21 protein-coding genes, 1 tRNA gene and 1 pseudogene are annotated in these 20,851 nt (G+C 66.6%); 13 read left to right on the top strand and 10 right to left on the bottom strand.

Going from position 1 to position 20,851, the window contains the following annotated elements:
• Window positions 1–28: 28 nt before the first annotated feature.
• The gene (locus tag A5781_RS05305) at window positions 29–1,324 is read left to right on the top strand and encodes a tetratricopeptide repeat protein (RefSeq protein WP_067202279.1); all 1,296 of its coding nucleotides are present in this window, start codon (window positions 29–31) and stop codon (window positions 1,322–1,324) included.
• Window positions 1,325–1,385: 61 nt separating this feature from the next.
• Window positions 1,386–1,871 (top strand): NUDIX domain-containing protein, encoded by a 486-nt coding sequence (locus tag A5781_RS05300; RefSeq protein WP_231990639.1) that lies wholly within the window; start codon window positions 1,386–1,388, stop codon window positions 1,869–1,871.
• Window positions 1,872–1,916: 45 nt separating this feature from the next.
• Here A5781_RS05300 and A5781_RS05295 read toward each other — a convergent pair whose 3' ends face one another.
• Window positions 1,917–2,240, bottom strand: coding sequence for a DUF732 domain-containing protein (locus A5781_RS05295; protein WP_067202274.1), 324 nt, complete (start codon window positions 2,238–2,240; stop codon window positions 1,917–1,919).
• A gap of 204 nt (window positions 2,241–2,444) precedes the next feature.
• Here A5781_RS05295 and A5781_RS05290 point away from each other — a divergent pair, with 204 nt between their 5' ends.
• Entirely contained in the window at window positions 2,445–2,894 is a 450-nt protein-coding gene (locus A5781_RS05290) for a hypothetical protein (protein WP_067202340.1), read from the top strand.
• Window positions 2,895–2,914: 20 nt separating this feature from the next.
• Here A5781_RS05290 and A5781_RS05285 read toward each other — a convergent pair whose 3' ends face one another.
• Window positions 2,915–3,601 carry a glycoside hydrolase gene (locus tag A5781_RS05285; RefSeq protein WP_197503712.1) on the bottom strand — a complete coding sequence of 229 codons (687 nt, stop codon included), beginning with the start codon at window positions 3,599–3,601 and terminating at the stop codon, window positions 2,915–2,917.
• A gap of 107 nt (window positions 3,602–3,708) precedes the next feature.
• Between A5781_RS05285 and A5781_RS05280 the strand changes: the two genes are divergently transcribed.
• Window positions 3,709–4,209 (top strand): nitroreductase family deazaflavin-dependent oxidoreductase, encoded by a 501-nt coding sequence (locus A5781_RS05280; protein WP_067202271.1) that lies wholly within the window; start codon window positions 3,709–3,711, stop codon window positions 4,207–4,209.
• Between the two features lie 38 nt (window positions 4,210–4,247).
• Here the strand turns inward: A5781_RS05280 and A5781_RS05275 are convergent, their stop codons facing one another.
• Both A5781_RS05275 and A5781_RS05270 read right to left on the bottom strand, forming a co-directional pair.
• Complete coding sequence (locus A5781_RS05275; RefSeq protein ID WP_067202268.1) at window positions 4,248–5,012, bottom strand: S9 family peptidase; 765 nt, start codon at window positions 5,010–5,012, stop codon at window positions 4,248–4,250.
• A 403-nt stretch (window positions 5,013–5,415) separates the two neighbouring features.
• The gene (locus tag A5781_RS05270; RefSeq protein WP_067202265.1) at window positions 5,416–6,195 is read right to left on the bottom strand and encodes an alpha/beta fold hydrolase; all 780 of its coding nucleotides are present in this window, start codon (window positions 6,193–6,195) and stop codon (window positions 5,416–5,418) included.
• 89 nt (window positions 6,196–6,284) lie between these two features.
• Between A5781_RS05270 and A5781_RS05265 the strand changes: the two genes are divergently transcribed.
• Entirely contained in the window at window positions 6,285–8,051 is a 1,767-nt protein-coding gene (locus tag A5781_RS05265; RefSeq protein ID WP_067202262.1) for a GNAT family N-acetyltransferase, read from the top strand.
• Window positions 8,052–8,310: 259 nt separating this feature from the next.
• Here A5781_RS05265 and A5781_RS05260 read toward each other — a convergent pair whose 3' ends face one another.
• Window positions 8,311–8,880, bottom strand: a complete 570-nt coding sequence (locus A5781_RS05260; protein ID WP_067202260.1) for a TetR/AcrR family transcriptional regulator — start codon at window positions 8,878–8,880, stop codon at window positions 8,311–8,313.
• A 221-nt stretch (window positions 8,881–9,101) separates the two neighbouring features.
• On the opposite strand from A5781_RS05260, the gene A5781_RS05255 reads away from it, so the two are divergent.
• Window positions 9,102–10,406 carry a cytochrome P450 gene (locus A5781_RS05255; protein ID WP_067202257.1) on the top strand — a complete coding sequence of 435 codons (1,305 nt, stop codon included), beginning with the start codon at window positions 9,102–9,104 and terminating at the stop codon, window positions 10,404–10,406.
• 481 nt (window positions 10,407–10,887) lie between these two features.
• On the opposite strand, the gene A5781_RS25465 is transcribed toward A5781_RS05255, so the two are convergent.
• Window positions 10,888–11,145, bottom strand: coding sequence for a hypothetical protein (locus tag A5781_RS25465; RefSeq protein WP_156624413.1), 258 nt, complete (start codon window positions 11,143–11,145; stop codon window positions 10,888–10,890).
• A gap of 118 nt (window positions 11,146–11,263) precedes the next feature.
• Here A5781_RS25465 and A5781_RS05250 point away from each other — a divergent pair.
• Window positions 11,264–11,572: pseudogene (locus A5781_RS05250) on the top strand (NAD(P)/FAD-dependent oxidoreductase); the annotation flags it as partial.
• Here the strand turns inward: A5781_RS05250 and A5781_RS05245 are convergent.
• Window positions 11,573–11,839, bottom strand: a complete 267-nt coding sequence (locus A5781_RS05245; RefSeq protein ID WP_067202250.1) for a YdeI/OmpD-associated family protein — start codon at window positions 11,837–11,839, stop codon at window positions 11,573–11,575.
• Window positions 11,840–11,876: 37 nt separating this feature from the next.
• Here A5781_RS05245 and A5781_RS05240 point away from each other — a divergent pair, with 37 nt between their 5' ends.
• Complete coding sequence (locus A5781_RS05240) at window positions 11,877–12,710, top strand: MerR family transcriptional regulator (protein WP_044484458.1); 834 nt, start codon at window positions 11,877–11,879, stop codon at window positions 12,708–12,710.
• 3 nt (window positions 12,711–12,713) lie between these two features.
• On the opposite strand, the gene A5781_RS05235 is transcribed toward A5781_RS05240, so the two are convergent.
• The 3 genes from A5781_RS05235 to A5781_RS05225 form a co-directional block, all read right to left on the bottom strand.
• Complete coding sequence (locus tag A5781_RS05235; protein ID WP_067202247.1) at window positions 12,714–13,559, bottom strand: SDR family NAD(P)-dependent oxidoreductase; 846 nt, start codon at window positions 13,557–13,559, stop codon at window positions 12,714–12,716.
• Complete coding sequence (locus A5781_RS05230) at window positions 13,556–13,909, bottom strand: DUF4440 domain-containing protein (protein WP_067202244.1); 354 nt, start codon at window positions 13,907–13,909, stop codon at window positions 13,556–13,558. The genes A5781_RS05235 and A5781_RS05230 overlap by 4 nt, the downstream gene beginning before the upstream one ends.
• A gap of 142 nt (window positions 13,910–14,051) precedes the next feature.
• Window positions 14,052–14,127, bottom strand: a tRNA-Arg gene (locus A5781_RS05225).
• A gap of 115 nt (window positions 14,128–14,242) precedes the next feature.
• Between A5781_RS05225 and argS the strand changes: the two genes are divergently transcribed.
• From argS to thrB, 5 genes are read left to right on the top strand one after another with little or no spacing between them, the layout of a single operon-like run.
• Entirely contained in the window at window positions 14,243–15,895 is a 1,653-nt protein-coding gene (gene argS / locus A5781_RS05220) for an arginine--tRNA ligase (protein ID WP_067202241.1), read from the top strand.
• A gap of 44 nt (window positions 15,896–15,939) precedes the next feature.
• Window positions 15,940–17,310, top strand: a complete 1,371-nt coding sequence (lysA, locus tag A5781_RS05215) for a diaminopimelate decarboxylase (RefSeq protein ID WP_231987265.1) — start codon at window positions 15,940–15,942, stop codon at window positions 17,308–17,310.
• A gap of 3 nt (window positions 17,311–17,313) precedes the next feature.
• A complete protein-coding gene (locus tag A5781_RS05210; protein ID WP_067202235.1) occupies window positions 17,314–18,639 on the top strand; it encodes a homoserine dehydrogenase in 1,326 nt (441 codons plus the stop codon).
• Complete coding sequence (gene thrC, locus A5781_RS05205; RefSeq protein WP_067202232.1) at window positions 18,636–19,718, top strand: threonine synthase; 1,083 nt, start codon at window positions 18,636–18,638, stop codon at window positions 19,716–19,718. The genes A5781_RS05210 and thrC overlap by 4 nt, the downstream gene beginning before the upstream one ends.
• Before the next feature lie 23 nt (window positions 19,719–19,741).
• A complete protein-coding gene (gene thrB, locus A5781_RS05200) occupies window positions 19,742–20,677 on the top strand; it encodes a homoserine kinase (protein WP_067202229.1) in 936 nt (311 codons plus the stop codon).
• Window positions 20,678–20,851: the final 174 nt, after the last annotated feature.

Here is a 20,851-nt window from a genome sequence, read left to right as displayed (position 1 = left end):
GGGGCCGCAGGAGAGATTCGATAGCGGTATGACGCAGCCGGAACTGCCTGGGCCGCTCGCCGCCTTGACCCGGCTCATCTCGGAGCGCATCGCCGCGGCCGATTTCGCCGGGGCGTTGCCACTGATGAACGAGCTGGTCGCGGTCTGCCGTCCGATCCTGGGGGAGCGCCACCCCAACGTCTTGGACATGAAGCTTGCGCTGGTACACCTGCAGCTCCAAATGGGAGACCAGGCCGGGGCCTACGCCGTCCTCGAGCAGCTGGTACCCGAGTTCGAGGAGGTGCTCGGTTGGGATCACATCACCACGTTGACGGCGCGCCACATGTTCGCGGACCGGCCCCAGCAGGAAGCGCGGGCCGCGTTGGCCGAATGGTCGCAGCTGCTGGCCGACGAAGAACGTGTGCTGGGCGAAGAGCACCCCACCGTGCTGACGTCCATGGACCGCGTGGCGCACAAGCGCAAGGAGCTTGGTGACTACCCGGGTGCCATCGCCGAGGGCGAGCGCGTCCTTGCCGCCCGGCGCCGGGTGCTCGGCGACGACCACGAGGACACGTTGGGCATGCGGTTGTCGCTGGCGCAATGGCACGGCGAATCGGTGGACGGCGCCGGCGCCGTGGCTGAGCTCGAGTCGCTGGTCGAGGTGATGCGCGAAAAGCTGGGCGACGACCACCGCCACACGCTGATCGCGCGGCACACCATCGCGCTCTGGGAGCCAGAACCCGTGGACTACGGGGACAAGGTGGCTACCTGGCAGGCCCTGGTCGCCGACGAAGCACGGGTCTTCGGCGAAGACAATCCGCTCACCGTCGCGGCCAGGGAGGAACTGGCGAAGTGGCGCGACCGCGTCGAGGACCACCGGTGGGTGGCCGAGTTGCGCGGCCGGGTCGAAGAAGCCGGCAAGCGCCGCCTCAGCGCCAAAAGGCAAGCCACGCAGCGGTTTTCTGATGAGGAATACCTGCGATGCTGGCTTGCCGAGCGCGGGGCCCAATTCCCGGTCTGGGCAGGTCATTACGGCGGCGATGCAGTGTGGGACTTTTCGCCGGAGTCCCTTGACGCGTTGGAGGAGCTCGTCATTCAGAAGGCCCCGACACCCGAACAGCTCCTGAACGAAGAGCGGAATGAACCGTTCGTCGATGGCGCCGTGTGGTACCTCGGCGAAGTGCTGCGGCGCGGCCGGTCCCTGCCGTGGCAATACACGCGTGGCGATACGGCGGATCCCACCGTCGGGCACGTCGACGTGTTCGAAGTCCTCACCCGGGCGCTGCACTCCGTCGACCGCGGCGCCCTGCGCCGCACGTACGACCGCTTCACGGCATCCCAGTGATACTGGGTTGGTGCCCTTCATCGAATGCGTCGCGTCCCGCGAGATCTATCGGAGCCAATGGATGGTGCTCCGCGAAGACGACATCCGTCGCCCGGACGGCAGCCCCGGCATCTACGGCGTGGTGGACAAACCGGACTATGCGCTGGTGATGCCGTTCGACGGGCACCGCTTCCGGCTGGTCGAACAGTTCCGGTATCCGCTCGGGGAGCGGCGGTGGGAATTCCCGCAGGGCACCGCTCCCGGCTTGGCGGACACCGACCCGTCCGAGTTGGCCGAGCGTGAGCTGCGCGAGGAAACGGGATTGACCGCGACGTCATTCGAGGTGCTCGGCCAGCTCGACGTCGCTCCGGGCATGACCAGCCAGCGCGGCTGGGTGTTCCTGGCCACCGGAATCGCCGAAGGGGAGCCGGATCTCGAGCACGAGGAACAAGACCTGCGCAGTGCCTGGTTCGCCCGCGAGGACGTCGAGCAGATGATCCGGTCGGGAGTGATCGCCGACGCGCAGTCCGTCGCGGCCTACAGCCTGTTTCTGCTGCGGCGGCCATGAACAATGCGGGGGCCCGCCGGGGTCCCCGCACTGTGGTGGTCGGTGTCAGGCCGACGTGACGTACTGCGGGCAGTAGGCCGAGGCCGCGTCGACCGCGAACGTCTTGGAGCCCTTGGTGCTCAAGCCGGTCGCCTTCGCCACGGCGCTGATGACCTCCTTGCTCGAGTGGCCCTGGTCGAGCGCGTTGCAGACGGCGTGTGCGTCCTTGATGGCAACCGAGGCGCTCGGCGGGGTGATGCCATCCGATGCCAGCTGGGCGAGGAACGCGTCATCGACCGAGCTCGCGCCCGCGGTGCCGGCGAGGCCGAGCGCGGCCAGACCCAGGGCGGCGGTGCCGACGACCGAGGCGGTGAAATGGCGAGGGAACATCGGGGTCTCCTTGTGCTGAGGTGGACTTTTCTGACGGACGCGGAGTGCGTTGATCACAGAATCAGCACGGGGCCTTAACGGCTTCTCAAAGAATTCTTGGCGGAGTATGGGCTCCGTCGTCGAACCCCCACCATGGACCTGATGTTTCCGGGATGGCGGTTCGGCGCTGCGCCGCGCGGCGCCATCGCGGCGGCGGTGCTCGCGATGACCGTCGTTCCGGCGCACGCGGCGACACCGGCGTGGAACGGGAAATATTCGCTGGTGAGGTACGCCGCCAGCAAGTCCGGCACCAGCGCGGCGGCCAGTCAGCCCGAACCGACATTCAGCGCCGACTACGTCTTCGTCACCGCCTGCCCGGCAGGCAAGTGCGTGGCCACCGCCACCAACGGCCCCGCGCCCAAGAACCCGACGCTGCCCCAGCCGTCTCATTACGCCTGGGACGGCACTCGCTGGGTTGAGCGCTTCGACTTCCAATGGGATTGCTACATGGGCGACGGCGTCCCGAAGGTGTGGGCGCCCGCGCGGTCGTGGGCGTTCTACACGCCGCAGGCGGACGGTTCGCTGCGCGGCAGCTGGCACACCGACATCAACGGCGGCCCGTGCCGAGGAACCGTCGAGATGCCCGTGGCGGCGTTTCCTGCCGGGCCGGAGTGAATCTCTTTGTCACTCAATCATTACTGCGGCGCGGGCGTCATCGAGGCGATGTAGTAGACCTCGTGCCCGGTCGGGTAGCCGCCGCCGTTGGTGGCGATGTGCACGTGGTCGTAGTGGTTTAGGGTTTCCGACCCGAGATCGGCGGTCCAGCTGCCCCCGCCGACGCCCGGGTAAATCTTCTGCCGCCAGATCACGTGGTTGATTCCCCATCGCTTCGCATTCGCCAGGGCGTACCCGGCGATCTGGTTGCCGAGCTCGATACCCTCGGGGCTACCGTGGTTCGGGATCATCACGTCGATCGCCAGCCCGTTCGGGTGCCACGGCAGCGGGTCTTCCCGGTACCCATAGATGGTTTTGATCTGCGGAAACAGCACGCTGATGGCGCGTTCCGCCCAGATCGTCTTGACCTGCAGCCTGTCCTCCGACGCGATTCCATGGGGCAGCGCGACCTGGAATTGCTGCGCCGCGGCAGGCGCGCTGGCGGTCAACATTTCCACTTCCGCGGGGCTGGCGGTGTGCGGGGTGTTGGGCGGGGCGGCGGCGTTGATCGACGCCGCGGCCGCGGTGGTGGGCGCCGCCGCCACCGCGTTCGGCGCGCAGCAGCGCGGCTTTGTGTCTTGGGCGTAGACCATGGCGGCCGCAAGCGCGAACGAGGCCACGATCGCCAGCCAGCGGCTTCGGCCGTTGGCTAACACGTTCTTGCCCACGACCAGCAGCTTAGTGCCGTAAGCGACGTCTGTAACCCGTTTTCGTCCAGTTATTCAGCTCGGACGAATAGGCCCTACGCGGCGCAAGGTCGGGTCACAATGTCACCATGCCCGGCCAATCCTTCGGCGATGCCAATGCGTTCCACCGGATCATGCGTCGCTTCGCGTCCACGCCGGTGGGTGCGGCGCTCCTTCGCCCCACGGCGCACCACCTCGACCGACTCATCACCAAGCTCACGGGCGGCAGAACCAGCTTCGCCGGCCTCGCGACCGGCATCCCCGTGGTGATGCTCACCACCACCGGCGCTAAATCCGGCGAGCCCCGCACCGTCGCCGTGTACGGAATCCCGCATCCGGATGGCTTGGCCCTCATCGCGTCCAATTTCGGCGGCTCCAAGCATCCCGCCTGGTACCACAACCTCAAGGCGCACCCGGAGGCGACGGTGGCGATCGGCCGCGACACCTGGCATGCGAACGCGCGGCTCGCCTCGCCGGGCGAGCGCGACGAGATCTGGGCGAAGGGCCTCGAGCTGTACCCCGGCTGGCGGAAGTACGAAGTGCGGGCCGGCAAGCGCCACATCGAGGCGTTCGTCCTGGTGCGAAGTTGAGGTAAGCCCAGTTCTGCTGTCCTACAGGCGGTCTGGGCTCAAACTCCATCGCCCAGGTAGGCGTCGGCCCAGGCGCCGATGATTCGCCCCGCGCGATGAGCTTGACCCCGAGCGGTCAGAAAGTGATCCGAACCCTCGAGCGAAACGAAGCTGCGGGGGTGACGGGCCAAGCGGAAGATCTCGCTCGCATTCGCGATGCCGACCGTGTTGTCGGTGGGCGAGTGCAGGATGAGCAGCGGCTTGCGCAAGTCCTTGATCTTGTCGCGCAGGTGGGCTGCGCGGACATCCTCGACGAATGCTCGCTTGAGGGTCAGCGTGCGGCCACCGACCATCCACTCGGCAGTGCCCTCCGCCAAGCAACGGTCGACGACTGCGTCGTAATGCTTCTCGACGTGGCTCGGGTCAACGGGTGCGGCAACGGTGACAACCGACCGCACGCCCTGGCACTGTCGTGCCGCAGCGAGCACCGCCGCGCCGCCCCACGAGTGCCCGACCAGGATGTCGGCCGGGGTTCCGCGGTTGGTCATGAATTCGCATGCCGTGGCGATGTCGTCGACCTTGACCGTGAACGACCCGTCCCCCCAGTCGCCCTCGGATCCACCGAGACCCAGCGCATCGAAGCGCAGCATGCCGATACCGTCGGAGGCCAGTTGCTTGCAGATTCTCGCCGCGGCCGGCGAGTCCTTACCGAGCGTGAAGCCGTGCGCGAACACGCCCCAGCCGCGCACCGGTCCTTCCGGCACCTCGATGACCCCTGCCAGCTGCGCGCCCGTGGAGCCGTGGAACGTCACACGTTCGCCCATGCTGACGATCTAACCCGCCCTGGCCGACGGTCGTAAGGCCGACCTACCTGCGAGAATGTTTGTGCCCCCCGGCAGGAACAATAACTGCGGAATTGAGCCACATATTCGCAGTTCAGAGGCATAATGCGGGTGTGCGTGTCGGATCGTTGTCGGACGCCTCAGCTCGGCCGAAATGAAATCCGTTGTGCGACAACCGGTTCCAATCTGATTACCCGAAGGCGTCGCCGCCGCGTTGGGCCAACGTGGTGGTTGCGCAGTGCGCTCAATCGCAGCGGGATTCATCTGGGATCTCTCGATTGATTCGGGCCGGCGTACGGTGTACGGACGGAGGCCGCTGATTGCCTACACCATGCAAGACGCCGACGCGGCCCAGGCACGAGCCGACGTGGCGTCCGCGTACAAGTCAGCCTCTGCGGGCGACGTCTTGGCTCAGGATCTGGGGCCAGGTCTCGACATCGGCCGGGATGTGCGCCACGGTGAGCGTTGACCGCGGCATCAGTGCGGCAAGCGATTCCGCTGTCGACATCGGATGCGCCGGGTCGCCGACCCAGGCCAGAATCGTCGTCGGCACATCGATTCGTGCGACCGCTTCGGGAGCGGGCAGGTCGCTGAGAGCCGCGCCTCGAAACAGTGACGGCAGCAGCGCGTCGGCCACATCGGGAACTGTTTCGGGCGCGCCGACCGTAGCTGGCGGCGGAGTCGCCCCACGCGCCGAAGCGATGAATGCCCCGACTCCCTCGGTTTCGATAAATTCGGCCGCAACCCGGTAGATCGCCGCCTGCGCGGGCCGGGTTTCCCACGCGGTGGCCGGCACCATGAGCGTGAGGCCGGAGAAGCGGTCCGGCTCGCGGGCAGCCGCGTGCAGCAGCGTGCCGGCACCCATGGACGGGCCGACTCCGTGCACCCGTTCGCCGGGAAACCATTTGTCGAGCAGCTGCAGAAGATCCTGGGCAAGGCTTTCCCATCGGTAATCCTCAGGGACCTTGCGCCCAGTCGACTTGCCGTGGCCGCGTGCGTCGTACCGCAGCAGTCGGGTCCCGCTGAGGCCCCTGCCGAGGTCGAGATTGAGCACCCGGTCACGCGCGCGGCTGGAGGTAAGTCCGTGCAGTTGAGCTACCGGATGACCACCTTCGTCGCTCAGTTCAACCGCAAGCTCTGCTCCAGGAACCACGAAAGTGGACATCACGCAGCTCTTCTCACGACCGGACGACTCGCCCCGGAGCCGACCGCGCAACCGAGCATTCAGGCTAACCGGGGCGTTAGGGTACCGCCATGCGGCTGACCAACGTGTCGCACCTGCGGCTACCCTTTGGACGACTCTGGGGCTACGACGTGTCGGTGTCTGACCTCGGCCGGCAGCTCCCGGTGTCGTTTGACCAGCGCATACACGTCGGGGCGGGCGCACGACCCGGTTCCTGGATGGCTCTGTCCATTCGGTTGCCGGCGGGGGTCAGCCGCCAATCGTTGGCCGATGCGTGGCTGGCGGTGATCGCCCGCCACGGGACTCTACGAACGGCATTCACACGCGGGGCGGACGGCGATCCGCAGCTGCATGAGATCGATATTCACCCGGGTGAATGGGTTGAGCACGAGATCGCTCCGGGCCAGGCGGTCAACGACGCACTGCGAGTAGTTCTCAATGCGACGTGCTCGCCCTATCAGCGGCCCTCACATCGGTTGTGTGTGTTGGAGACCGCCGCCGGATTGACGGTGGTGCTCGCTGCCGACCACGCCCACGTGGACATGTGGTCGATGTTGGTGATTGCCCGGGACCTGTTGACGAGGCTCGCCGACGCCCGGATCGGACGTACGTCGTCGCTGCAGCCGCCGCCGGCATTTGTCGTGCACACCCAAGCACTGCTGGACCGTCCCGCGGCACCGGAAAGCGTGCGCGCGCGATGGGCACAAATCGTCAGCGACAGCGGTGGGGTGATGCCGCGGTTTCCGCTGCCGTTGGGTGAGTCCGGGCCGCATCCGGAACGCGTTGAAGTGCGTGATGTGTTCGACGTCGATGACGGCGCCGCGTTCGCCGCGCAGGCACGCAACGACGGTGTCTCGACGCTGGCACTCGCTGTGGTCGCCATGACTGCGGTGACCCGCGAGTTGGCCGGGGCGCCGCTGCGCGCGGTCTTCCCCGTGCACAGCCGATTTGAAGACAAATGGCACGACTCGGTGGGCTGGTTCATCACCAATTCGGTCCTGGAGTCGGCGGTTGCCGAGCCGCACGCCGCGGCCGCCGCCGTCAAAGAAGCCGTGCAGCTTGGTTCCTGGCCACTAGCCGACGTACTGGCTCCGTGGGGTGAAATGCCCATCGCGCCCGGCATGTTCGCGATTTCCTGGCTGGACCAAAGCAGACTTCCGGTGCGCATCGACTCGGTCGGACTCGACGCCCAGTATGTGAGCGCGAGCGTTGACACCGACGGCGTCATGCTCTGGTTCATCCAGGACGAGTCCGGGCTACATCTGCGATGCCGCTACCCGGATACCGCGGAGGCACGAACCAACGTGGGGGCGTGGCTGGACCTGTTGGTGGCGCGCCTACAGGCACTGGCGCAGTCCTCGGTTCGAGGACTGCTGCGGGTAGCGGGCCGCACATATCGTGTGCAGCACGCGACGCGCGAACACGTGGGGGTGATCGCCCAGCTGCTCTCCGACGACGAATTCGGTCAGGATCGCGAAGACGCCGAACTCGAACGCTACGAGGCGGCCTACGACATCGTCGTTCGCAACCGATCCAACTATCTCGGAGTCGTCCTGAACGGTTCCGATATGGTCGTCGCGACCGTGCAATTGACGATCATTCCCGGCCTTTCCCGCGGCGGCGCCACCCGGCTGCAGATCGAGGGATTACGGGTCGCCAAAGCCGAACGCGCACAGGGGCTTGGTACTGCACTCGTCGAGTGGGCACACAACTACGGCCGAGCACACGGGGCACAGCTGGCGCAGGTGACCACAGACGAGGCTCGCGAAAGGGCTCGGGCGTTCTATCGCCGGCTCGGGTACCACGCCGCCCACGTCGGGCTGAAATGCACCATCTGAGTCCGGTTTATGCGCGGTTGAACGTTTCAGCGCGCCTAATGGCGACTCCAGCCAATGCGGCCGGTGTGCGACCGATCCGGCTGCACGACGCTCGTCACTCGTGCGGGACCGTGCTGCACCGCGTTGGCCGATGGCCTGATCGCGAGCAACCCGGCGCAGATACGCGGGGCGATGCGGACCGCGCCGCAGCGTCAGGCGACCGTGCTCACGCCAGAGGAAATAGCCAAGCTGGCGGACGAGATTCGCCCTGACCTGCGCGCTAGCTCGCATCCTTTACACGGATAGCGTGCGTCACCGATGGGGCTACAAATCGCGTCACTAGTTCGTATTCCGTCCGCTTGTCCTTGACCGGCCAATACCACAGGGAGAAGGTGGCTCGGATGACCCATTGCGCTGCAAGAGGATCGTGATGTCCGATCATTTCTTCGGTGATCTTGGCGACAAGCGGCGAAGCCGTCACTGCCCCGCTGTCTTGATCCGGTCGAGTCACTCCCATGATCAGCTTTCCGAGCGGTTCCGCCCGCATGTAATCCAGCCCGACGAGAATGGCGGTGGCGATGCGCTCCGATCCCTCCAGCCCGTCTATCTCGCGATGTATCAAGTGGATGATGCGATCGGCAAACATGGATATGAGGCGTTCGATGATCGCCGCTTTCCCACCCGCGCGGCGATAGATCGTTGCGGGCGAGCAATGCAGCTTGGCCGCCAGAGCGTCGATGCTGAACGCATCGAAGCCCTCGCGGGACACTATGTCGGAGGCCGCGGCAAGAATCCGATCAAGCGCCTCGGCGCTGCGATCCACACCCAGCACCCAATCCTTCGGCGTCATCTCGCCTCGCCTCCTGGCTTATGGGTTGGAGAAAAATCAGTTCTATCACCGTGAGACGCTCTTTCCCATTTGTCTCACCGCAATGCGCAGGTCGGGACCAGTTGATTCGGCGGGTGGTCACCGTGAACGCCTGCCGGAGCTTTCAACTTCGGCGCGAGTCGTTGACGGCTTCGAAAGTACTGCCGACTCTCATAGTTGCCGTCTCGAGAAGGGTGTGCCTCATGACCATCGCGCAGACCGCTCGCGGTACAGCCTCGTTGCTGACTCCGCTGATTGCGGCGGGCCGACTGAACATCGCAGCGGCGGTACAGGTGCGCCGACGCGGGTACAGCGGATGGACCGGCGCGACCAACACCGACTACGACCCGCTGGACCCAGCCACCGCGGCGCAGCCTCACGCGGCCTACGACGCACTGCACCAAGGCGGACGGGTGCACTACAACCCTCGGCGGGCCACGTGGATCCTGCACCGCCTCGACGACGTTCGAGCAGCCCTGCGCGCGACCGACCAAGTCACCAGCAGCCAGGGCGTCACGCGGGTGCGGATGGTCGCCAGTCTCGTGGTGATCACCGACGGCGACGAGCACAGCCGATTACGCAAACAGGTCCAGCCAGCCTTCACCAAAGGCGCGCTCGACAGCTGGCGCGCGACCATCGACAGACTCGCCGGTGAACACGTCGACGACATGATCAACAATCCCGGCGATGACGCCGTGACGCGCCTGGCCGTGCCGCTGCCCGTGCGGGTGATCGCCGCGATGCTCGGAGTTCCCGATGACGACACTCCCGAATTTCGCCGCTGGACAGAGGAATGTTGTCATTTCCTCAATGTCACGCCGACGCCGAACGGCGTTATCAACGGGGCGCGGGCGATGCGCGCCGCGGTGGCGTTGCGCCGTTACTTCAAGGCGCACCTGGCGGCCGGAGATCTCAGGGGCTCCAACACCGTTTTCGGGCGACTACTGGAGCACCAGACCGACGGCGGCCTGACTGACGACGAGCTGTTCTACATCGCCATCACGTTGCTGGTCGCCGGCAATGAAACCACCACCAACCTGCTCGGCGGAATGATCGACACCTATGCCCGATTCCCCGATCAATACGACATGATCCGCGCCAACCCCGAACTCATCCCGAAGGCCGTCGAGGAGCACCTTCGCTACACGAGCCCGGTCCAGCACATATACCGGTACACGCGCGCCCCGCACCAAGTTGGAGAAGTCACGATCCCGACAGGTTCTCGGCTGCTCATCTCGTTGGGGGCAGCCAACCGTGATCCGCTGGCCTTCGACGAACCCAACACCTTCCGTGCCGATCGCGACCCGCGAACACACGTCGCCTTCGGCTACGGCCCCCACCTATGTCTGGGCGCCCCCCTGGCGCGAATGGAAGCTCACGCCGTCCTCCAGGAACTCATCAACCGCGTCTCACGAATCTCCACCGCGGCATCCACCACGTGGTCCACCAACAGCAGCCTGCGGGGCCCGACCCACCTACCTGTAACCCTGCACCAGGCGAACGCGTGATGGACCGACCATCGAAGTCGCACGCCACGCTCCTGGGAGTAGCTTTTGGCGTCCCGGGTCCTGCACACCTACTTTTCCCGCGCGCGTTCGAAGGATCAACCGTCTCGCGTTCAACGGCAATATCCGTCGCCACATCATCATCAACGGAACCATCGAAACAGCACTGGGCCTGGCCATCCTCAAACCGCGTACCCGTCAAGCCGCCCACGCGGCGACCGCTGTCTATGGGACCTACTTCATCGCCAACGTGCTGCACCGACAGCGCGCCCCGCACAACTGAGTGGGGTCGATCCAGGAGACCCCGACAATCCGAGTTGTGCGGGAAACAGATTGCGCTACCTGACATTTGAGACATACCGACCGCAGTGGCGAAACAGCCACGCTGCACGGTCATGTGTTTCGCTAGTAACCGCGACCGCGACGATTGAGTGCAAGTATGAGACCGATCCCGGCTCGCTGACCCCGGCTGCACCGCCTACGATCACATACTGCCGAAGTGGCAGTGAGCGCCGCGCCCTGGTGGGTTCATGGTGTTATCAGCCAATGCACGAATCGACCTATGGCTGTCACGGCAGCCGATAGAACCGAATGGTCCGACACCTTGGCTATGGAGACGGTTGCGACGACGAATGATGACGCAGAAACGCCGACAGCCGGAAGCCGTTTGGGACAACACATCTCGATAATTCTTGTCGTCAGCCTGCAATTGCTTCAGCATCGCCGCCTGGTCTTCCGCCATGTGCGCGTTAGTGTTTCGGGGCGCTGGAATGGGATTCAAACCCCTTGCGTAGAAGTCCCTCAGCCTCGGAGTCATAGTCTGTGTGAAGGGTTCATCGTATGCGTAGTGGTAGGGACGTTTGATGTCGTGCCAGCACGGCCGTCCGATGGGTCGGTACGCGGGCTACAACGTGATCGGTGATCTGCTGGGCCTGCCGATGAGGACGCTGCGCATTCCGTGGTACGTCACGGTGCTCGACCTCGGGCCGGCCGGTGCGGTGTACACCGAGGGCTGGGATCGCCACGTCGTCAGCACTGGCGCCGCGGCCAAGGCGACGAAGCGGATCATCAACGGTGAGTGGATCTATCCTCCGCTGACAGGTGACCGTGCGGCGTTGTTGGCCGCCGCCGCACCCGATCTGCACGCGGCTCCCGCCTACGAGAAGTGATCATTTGCCGTTTCGCTCGCGGTGCTTACAACCGGGCCAACAGCACGGCCGGCGCTTGCCCTCTTCGAGTTCCTCCTGTGTCCGGCGGATCCGCCGTTCGCGGGTCGTTTCCTGTTTGGCGTCCTCGACCCAGCAGATGAACTCGTTGCGCGCCAACGGCGTGATGTCGTTCCACGCGGCGAGTGCGGTGTCGTTGGCGAGCAATGCCTTACGCAGGTCGGTCGGCAGCTTGTGCACCACGCCGCCGGAAACTCGCGAGCTACCCATGGGCGCAGGATAGACGGCGGGAAGGCAGACTGGCCGCATGCGGTCGGGTTTGACCATCGGAGAGTTCGCCACGGTGACGCATCTGAGCGTGCGAACACTGCGCCGCTACCACGAGGCCAAGCTGCTCGAGCCCGCCTCCGTCGATCCCTTCACCGGATACCGCTACTACTCCGTCGAGCAGATCCCGACCGCCCAGGTGATCCACCGGCTTCGCCAGCTCGACGTGCCGCTCGCCGAAGTGCGGTCCATCCTCGACACCGAGGATGCACAGCGGCGGGCCGAGGTGATCGCCGGTCATGTGCGGCGGCTCGAGGCCGAGTTGGAGCGGACCCGTGCCGCAGTGGTGTCCCTGCGCCGGCTGCTGAACCCCGAGCCGGCCGACGTCGAACTGCGGTCGGTTCCCGCCCGCAGGGTCGCCGCGATCACCGGCGTTGTCCAGCTCGACGATTCGCTCGGGTGGTACGACGCGGCGATGGCCGAGCTGGATGCGGCTTTTCCCGAAGCCGAGCGCACGGGACCGCCCGGCGGCCGGTACGCCAACGAACTGTTCACCGAGGCCGCCGGGTCGATGACCGTCTTCCGGCCAGTGCGCTCTCCGCGGGCGTCGGGCCGTATCGAGGTCGTCGAGCTTCCGCCCGCCGATCTCGCCGTCACCGTGCATCAAGGCCCGCATGACGATCTCGACGTCACCTACGGCCGTCTCGGGGCCTGGGTGGTGGAGAACGCGCTCACCGTCGACGGGCCGATCCACGAAACCTACGTCGTGGGTCCCCGCGACACGACCGAACCCACCCAATGGCGAACTGAGATCGGTTGGCCGGTGTTCCGGGTCGCGCCAGATGCCGACCCGGACCTCGACTCGACGGCCTGAGTTCTAGGCCCCCGGCGGGAAATCCGTTTCGCGAGAGAGCTTTTCCTGTGCGCGGATATCTTCGAGAGCATCCTCGAGTGCGGTGACGACGGTGCCGTAGCCGCCGCTGCCGAGGATGAGCCGCCGAGGCGGCGGGTTTTGGGCCATGGCCGCGATCACCGCACGCACTCCGCGTCGCGGATCGCCTGGCTGGGCGCCGTCCTGCTCGACCATCGCGGCGCGGACCTGCTCGAGCAGCGGCCGGTATTCGGAAACGGACTCTTCGATCGGTTCGTCGGCGAAGCCGGTGTAGGCGCGGGTGCGGAACGCTCCGGGTTCGACCGCCATGACACGAATGCCGAGGGGCTCCACCTCCTTGCGGAGGACCTCGGTGATGGCCTCGACCGCCGATTTCGTTGCGCTGTAATGACCGAAGCCGGTGACGCCGCTCAGTCCGGCGACCGAGGACATGTTGATGATCCACCCGCTGCCCCGGGCACGCATACCGGGCAGTGCGGCGCGGATCACGGACAGCACCGCGAAGACGTTGAGCTCGAACATCTTTCGGACCGCGGTATCGGCCATGCCCTCGATCGAACCATACCAGCCGCGGCCGGCGTTGTTGACCAGGACATCGATGCCGCCGAAATTCTTCTCCGCCGCGCGCACCGCCTCGCGCACCTGCTTCGAGTCGGTGACGTCTAACGGCAGCACCAGTACACGGTCGCCGTGCTGCTGTGCCCAGTCGGACAGCTCGGTCGGCCGGCGGGCGGTGAGGACGACCCGGTCGCCGATCTCGAGTGCGGCGTCGGCGAACGCCATACCGAACCCGCCCGGGGTGCCACCGGTGATGAACCACGTCTTCGTCATGGCTCGATCACCAGTCCGCTGATGAGTCCATCGTCGAGTGTGAACCGGTAGTGCAGATCGGCCACGCCGCCGGGGAAGTCGCCTTCGAGGTGCTGGACGACGTCGACGTGGCTGTCGTCGGATCGGGTGGCGCCGACGAATTCCATTGAGTAGGTGTATCCGCTGGCGGCGTTGCGCAGCCAGTCGGCGATTTCGTCGTGGCCGCGGTAGGTGCGGCCTTCGTCGGTGACGGCGGCATCGGTGGTGAAGGTCGTCATCGCCGTGGCCGCCTCGCGGTGCCGATGCGCCGTGAGGTAGGTGGTGATCGCCGCGGGCAACTGGTGTCGTGGGATTGAGCTGTCGGCTGTCATGTCACCACGGTCGGGTCTCCCCCAGGGAGAGGGTCAAGGCGACGCGATGTGACGGCCCTGACAAATAGAAAACCCGCACGACGATCGCACGAACGGCACTGCTAGGTGGTTCGGAAACCACCTCTGACCTGCAATAACAGGCTGGTGCCCCCGGCAGGATTCGAACCTGCGGCCTTCTGCTCCGGAGGCAGACGCTCTATCCCCTGAGCTACGGGGGCGCTACGACTTCGGTGTTGCGCCATTGGGCCCCGCCAGACTAGCGCATGTCGGTGGCCGCTTGGTCACCGCAATGGATTCGAGGCGCGGGCACCTCAGCCAATAGGATGGACGCTCGTGACCCCCGCTGACCTCGCTGAGCTGCTCAAGAGCACCGCCTCCGCGGTGCTGGTCGAGCGTGGGCTGGATGCTGCCGCGTTGCCGGCGACGGTTACCGTGGAGCGGCCCCGCAATCCCGAGCACGGCGACTACGCCAGCAACCTGGCGCTGCAGCTGGGCAAGAAGGTCGGCGCCAACCCGCGTGAACTGGCCGGATGGCTGGCCCAGGCGCTTTCCGAGGCCGACGGTGTCGCCTCGGCGGAGGTGGCCGGTCCCGGCTTCATCAACCTGCGCCTCGAGGCCTCGGCGCAGGCCAAGATCGTCAACGCCGTCATCGGCGCCGGCGACACCTTCGGTCACTCCGACGCGCTGGCCGGCCACAAGATCAACCTCGAATTCGTCTCGGCCAACCCCACCGGACCCATCCACATCGGCGGCACCCGCTGGGCCGCCGTCGGCGACGCGCTGGGCAGGCTGCTTGCCACGCAGGGCGCCGACGTCCTGCGCGAGTACTACTTCAACGACCACGGCGCCCAGATCGACCGGTTCGCCAGCTCGCTGATCGCCGCCGCCAAGGGCGAACCAACGCCCGAGGACGGCTACGCCGGCGCCTACATCAACGACATCGCAGCGCAGGTGCTGCAGAAGGCGCCCGACGCGCTGAGCCTGCCCGATGCCGACATGCGCGAGACGTTCCGCGCCATCGGCGTCGACCTGATGTTCACCCACATCAAAGAGTCGTTGCACGAGTTCGGGACCGACTTCGACGTCTACACCCACGAAGACTCGATGCACACCAGCGGCCGGGTCGACCAGGCCATCGCCCGGTTGCGCGAGACGGGCAACATCTACGAGAAGGACGGCGCAACCTGGTTGCGCACCAGCGCTTTTGGTGACGACAAGGACCGCGTCGTGATCAAGAGCGACGGCAAGCCCGCCTACATCGCCGGTGACATCGCCTACTACCTGGACAAGCGGCAGCGCGGCTTCGACTTGTGCATCTACATGCTCGGCGCCGACCACCACGGATACATCGCCCGGCTCAAGGCCGTCGCCGCCGCGTTCGGTGACGACCCGGCGACCGTCGAGGTCCTCATCGGACAGATGGTCAATCTGGTCCGCGACGGCGCGCCGGTCCGGATGAGCAAGCGGGCCGGAACCGTCATCACGCTCGACGACCTGGTCGAGGCGATCGGCGTCGACGCGGCGCGCTACAGCCTGATCCGCTCCTCGGTCGACACCCCGATCGACATCGACCTGGCGCTGTGGTCGTCGGCGTCGAACGAAAACCCGGTCTACTACGTGCAATACGCGCATGCGCGGCTGTCGGCGCTGGCCCGCAACGCCGCCGAGCTGGGCCTGATCCCCGACACCGGCCATCTCGAGCTGCTCAGCCACGACAAGGAGGGGACGCTGCTGCGCAGCATCGGGGAATTCCCCCGCGTGCTGAAAACTGCTGCGTCCCTGCGGGAACCGCATCGGGTGTGCCGTTACCTGGAAGACCTGGCCGGCGATTACCACCGGTTCTACGACTCGTGCCGGGTCCTGCCCCAGGGCGACGAACAGCCCACCCACCTGCACACCGCGCGCCTGGCGCTGTGCGAGGCCGCCCGCCAGGTCATCGCCAACGGGCTGACGATCCTCGGTGTCGCCGCTCCGGAGCGAATGTGAACGTACACCCCGCCGGTCCGCGGCACGCCGAAGAGACTCGGCCCCTGAATAGCCCGCCGCGACCGCAATCCCCCGACGAGCTGCTGCGGCTCGCGCCGAACGTGTGGCCGCGCAACATCGTTCGTGACGACACGGGTGCGGCCAGCCTCGCTGGAATCCCGGTGACCCAGCTCGCCCAGGAGTACGGCACCCCGCTGTTCGTCGTCGACGAGGACGACTTCCGTTCCCGGTGCCGCGAGCTGGCGACGGCCTTCGGCGGTGGCCACAACGTGTGCTACGCGGCGAAGGCCTTCTTGTGCAGCGAGATTGCTCGCTGGGTTGATGAGGAAGGTCTCTCGCTCGACGTCTCCACCGGCGGCGAGCTCGCGGTCGCGCTGCACGCCGACTTCCCGCCGGAGCGGATCACCTTCCACGGCAACAACAAATCCGTCGCGGAGCTGACCGCGGCTGTCAAAGTCGGTGTCGGGCACATCGTCCTGGACTCGATGACCGAAATCGAACGCCTCGACGCCATCGCGGCCGACGCCGGCGTCGTCCAGGACGTCTACGTCCGGCTCACCGTCGGGGTCGAGGCGCACACGCACGAGTTCATCTCCACGGCACACGAAGACCAGAAGTTCGGGCTGTCGGTGGCCAGCGGCGCGGCGATGGCCGCGGTGCGCAGGGTGTTCGCCACCGATCACCTGCGACTGGTGGGCCTGCACAGCCACATCGGCTCCCAGATCTTTGACGTGGACGGCTTCGAAGTCGCCGCGCATCGCGTCATCGGGCTGCTGCACCAGATCGTCAATGAATTCGGCGTCGACAAGACGGTGCAGATCTCGACCGTGGATCTCGGTGGGGGGCTGGGGATTTCATACCTGGGAACTGACGACCCGCCCCCGGTGGCCGAACTGGCGGCCAAGCTGACTGCCATCGTCGGCAACGAGTCGGCGGCCGTCGGCCTGCCCACCCCGAGGCTGGTGGTGGAGCCCGGGCGTGCCATCGCCGGGCCGGGCACCATCACGCTGTACGAGGTGGGCACCGTCAAGGACGTCGACGTGAGCAGCACAGCCCAACGCCGTTACGTCAGCGTCGACGGCGGGATGAGCGACAACATCCGCACCGCGCTCTATGACGCGCAGTACGACGCCCGGCTCGTCTCGCGGGCCAGCGACGCGCCGGCGACCCTGGCCCGGATCGTCGGAAAGCACTGCGAAACCGGTGACATCGTGGTGCGTGACGCGTGGGTGCCCGACGACCTTCGGCCCGGTGACCTGCTCGGGGTCGCGGCGACCGGCGCCTACTGCTATTCGCTGTCGAGCCGCTACAACATGATCTGCCGGCCGGCGGTGGTGGCGGTGCGCGCGGGGCGGTCCCGGCTGATCCTGCGCCGCGAGACGGTTGACGATCTACTGAGTCTGGAAGTGAGGTGAACTGTGCCCGGTGACGAAAAGCCCGTCGGCGTAGCGGTACTCGGGTTCGGCAACGTCGGAAGCGAAGTTGTCCGAATCATCGAGGACAGCGCCGACGACCTCGCGGCTCGGGTCGGCGCGCCCTTGGTGTTGCGCGGCGTCGGAGTGCGGCGGGTCGCCGCCGACCGCGGTGTTCCGATCGAGTTGCTCACCGACAACATCGAGGAACTCGTCTCCCGCGAAGACGTCGACATCGTCTTGGAGCTGATGGGGCCGGTGGAACCGGCCCGCAAGGCCATCCTGCGCGCACTCGAGCACGGCAAATCCGTCGTCACGGCGAACAAGGCGCTGTTGGCCACCTCCACCGGGGAACTGGCGCAGGCCGCCGAAAACGCCCACGTCGACCTGTATTTCGAGGCGGCGGTCGCGGGTGCGATCCCGGTCATCCGCCCGCTCACCCAGTCGCTGGCGGGCGACACCGTGCTGCGGGTCGCCGGCATCGTCAACGGCACCACCAACTACATCCTGTCCGCGATGGACAGCACCGGCGCCGACTACCAAACCGCCCTGGCCGAGGCGAGCGCGCTGGGCTACGCCGAGGCCGATCCCACGGCCGACGTCGAAGGCTACGACGCCGCGGCCAAGGCCGCGATTCTGGCATCGATCGCCTTTCACACCCGGGTCACCGCCGACGACGTCTATCGCGAGGGCATCACCAAAATCACCCCGGCCGACTTCGCCTCCGCGCGCTCTTTGGGCTGCACCATCAAGCTGCTGTCCATCTGCGAGCGCATCCCGGGCGACGATGGACAGGAACGGGTCTCGGCCCGCGTCTATCCGGCGCTGGTGCCGCTGTCGCACCCGTTGGCCACCGTCAACGGGGCGTTCAACGCCGTGGTGGTCGAGGCCAAGGCGGCCGGCCGGCTGATGTTCTACGGTCAGGGCGCCGGTGGCGCACCCACCGCATCTGCCGTCACCGGTGACTTGGTGATGGCCGCCCGCAACCGGGTACTGGGCAGCCGCGGGCCGAAGGAATCCAAGTACGCCCAGCTTCCCATCGCCCCAATGGGTTTCATCAACACCCGCTACTACGTCAGCATGAACGTCGCCGACAAGCCGGGCGTGTTGTCCACGGTGGCGGCCGAATTCGCCAAGCGCGAGGTGAGCATCGCCGAGGTCCGGCAGGAGGGCGTGTCCGACGAGGGCGGGCGGCGGGTGGGAGCCCGTGTCGTGGTTGTCACACACAGCGCCACCGACGCCGCACTTTCCGAAACCGTCGATGCGCTGACGGATTTGGACGTCGTGCAGGGCGTCACCAGTGTGCTGCGATTGGAAGAGACCGGTTCATGAGCGTCCCGCATACCGCCGTGCACCAACCGTGGCCCGGATTGATCGCGGCGTACCGCGACCGGCTGCCGGTGGGCGACGACTGGACCCCCGTCACCCTGCTCGAGGGCGGCACGCCGCTGATCGCGGCCACGCGTCTCTCGGAAAAGACCGGCTGCACGGTCCACCTCAAGGTCGAGGGCCTGAACCCGACCGGCTCGTTCAAGGACCGGGGCATGACCATGGCGGTCACCGACGCACTGGCGCGGGGCCAGCAGGCCGTGTTGTGCGCCTCGACCGGCAATACCTCGGCGTCGGCGGCGGCATACGCCGCTCGTGCCGGCATCACCTGCGCGGTGCTCATCCCGCAGGGCAAGATCGCGATGGGCAAGCTGGCGCAGGCGGTCATGCACGGCGCCAAGATCATCCAGATCGACGGCAACTTCGACGACTGCCTGGAACTGGCCCGCAAAATGGCCGCCGACTTCCCGACGATCGCGTTGGTCAATTCGGTCAACCCGGTCCGCATCGAGGGCCAGAAGACGGCGGCATTCGAGATCGTCGACGCGTTGGGCGCCGCGCCGGACGTGCACGCTCTCCCGGTGGGCAACGCGGGCAACATCACCGCGTACTGGAAGGGCTACACCGAGTACCACCAGGACGGCGTGATCAACAAGCTGCCCCGGATGCTGGGCACCCAGGCGGCCGGCGCCGCACCACTGGTGCACGGCGCCCCGGTCAGCAACCCCGAGACGATCGCGACCGCGATACGCATCGGCGCGCCCGCCTCGTGGGCGGCCGCGGTCAACGCGCAGCAGCAGTCCAACGGGCGTTTCCTGGCCGCCACCGACGAGGAGATTCTCGCGGCGTATCACCTGGTGGCCGAAAGTGAAGGCGTCTTCGTCGAGCCCGCCTCGGCGGCCAGCATCGCGGGTCTGCTCAAGGCCGTTGACGACGGCTGGGTCGCGCGCGGGTCGACCGTGGTGTGCACGGTGACCGGCAATGGCCTCAAGGATCCCGACACTGCGCTGAGGGACATGCCGACCGTCTCCCCGTTGCCCGTTGATCCGGTGCTCGTCGTGGAGAAGCTGGGGCTCTCCTGAATGAGAGCCTGTCGGTGAGTCAGATGCTGCCCGCCGGGCTGGTGGCGAGCGCCGTGGTGTCGGCGTCCAGTGCCAACCTTGGTCCCGGTTTCGACAGCATCGGTCTGGCGTTGAGCCTCTGCGACGAGATCGTCGTGGAGACAACGGATTCCGGCCTGGCCGTGCTGGTCGAAGGGGAGGGCGCCGAGCAGGTGCCGCGGGGTCCCGAACACCTGGTGGTGCGCGCCGTGGAATGCGGGCTGCGGGCCGTGGGCGTTCGCGCCCCGGGCCTGGTGGTCCGCTGCCGCAATGCCATTCCGCACTCCCGCGGCCTGGGCTCGTCCGCGGCGGCCGTGGTCGGCGGCCTGGCTGCGGCCAACGGCCTTGTGGCGCAGACGGATTCGAAACTGCTGAGCCATGCTCAGCTGATCCAGCTGTCCTCGGAGTTCGAGGGGCATCCCGACAACGCCGCGGCGGCCGTGCTGGGTGGTGCGGTGGTTTCCTGGATCGACCGCTCGGGTGACCGTCCCCGGTATTCGGCGGTGTCCGTGCGCCTGCACCCCGACATCCGTCTGTACTGCGCGATACCCCAAGAGCGCTCGTTGACCGCGGAGACCCGGGTGCTACTGCCCGCCCAGGTGAGCCACGAGGATGCCCGGTTCAACGTCAGCCGCGCCGCCTTGCTGGTGGTAGCGCTGAGCGAACGCCCGGACATGCTCATGCCGGCCACCGAGGATGTGCTCCACCAACCGCAGCGGGCTCCCGCGATGCCCGCGTCTGCGGAATATTTGCGACTGTTGCGGCGTCATAACGTGGCAGCGACACTTTCGGGGGCCGGTCCGGCATTGATTGCGCTGAGCACAGCGCCGGAGTTGCCCACGGAAGTGGTGGAGTACGGGGCCGCGAACGGATTTGCCCTTTCTGAGATGACCGCCGGCGACGGAGTTCGCTGGAGCCCGGGAGTCACAGTCCCCGGTTGATCTTTAGCGTGGCCGGAGGGTTTGCTTGCTTCCAGGCAGGATGCGGGCTATCCTCGGACCCGTCCAGCAATCGCAGCATCTGCATCTGCATCCATACTGCCTTGCCGCTAGGACAACACCAATTCTTCTCGTGGACGAGGTTCGCCGCTTACTCCGCCGATTTAGGCGATCACC

Source organism: Mycobacterium sp. 852002-30065_SCH5024008 (assembly GCF_001665645.1).
Taxonomy (GTDB): domain Bacteria; phylum Actinomycetota; class Actinomycetes; order Mycobacteriales; family Mycobacteriaceae; genus Mycobacterium; species Mycobacterium paraffinicum.
The sequence above is the reverse complement of the archived record's forward strand: the minus strand, read 5'-3'. Positions and strand labels throughout refer to the sequence as shown.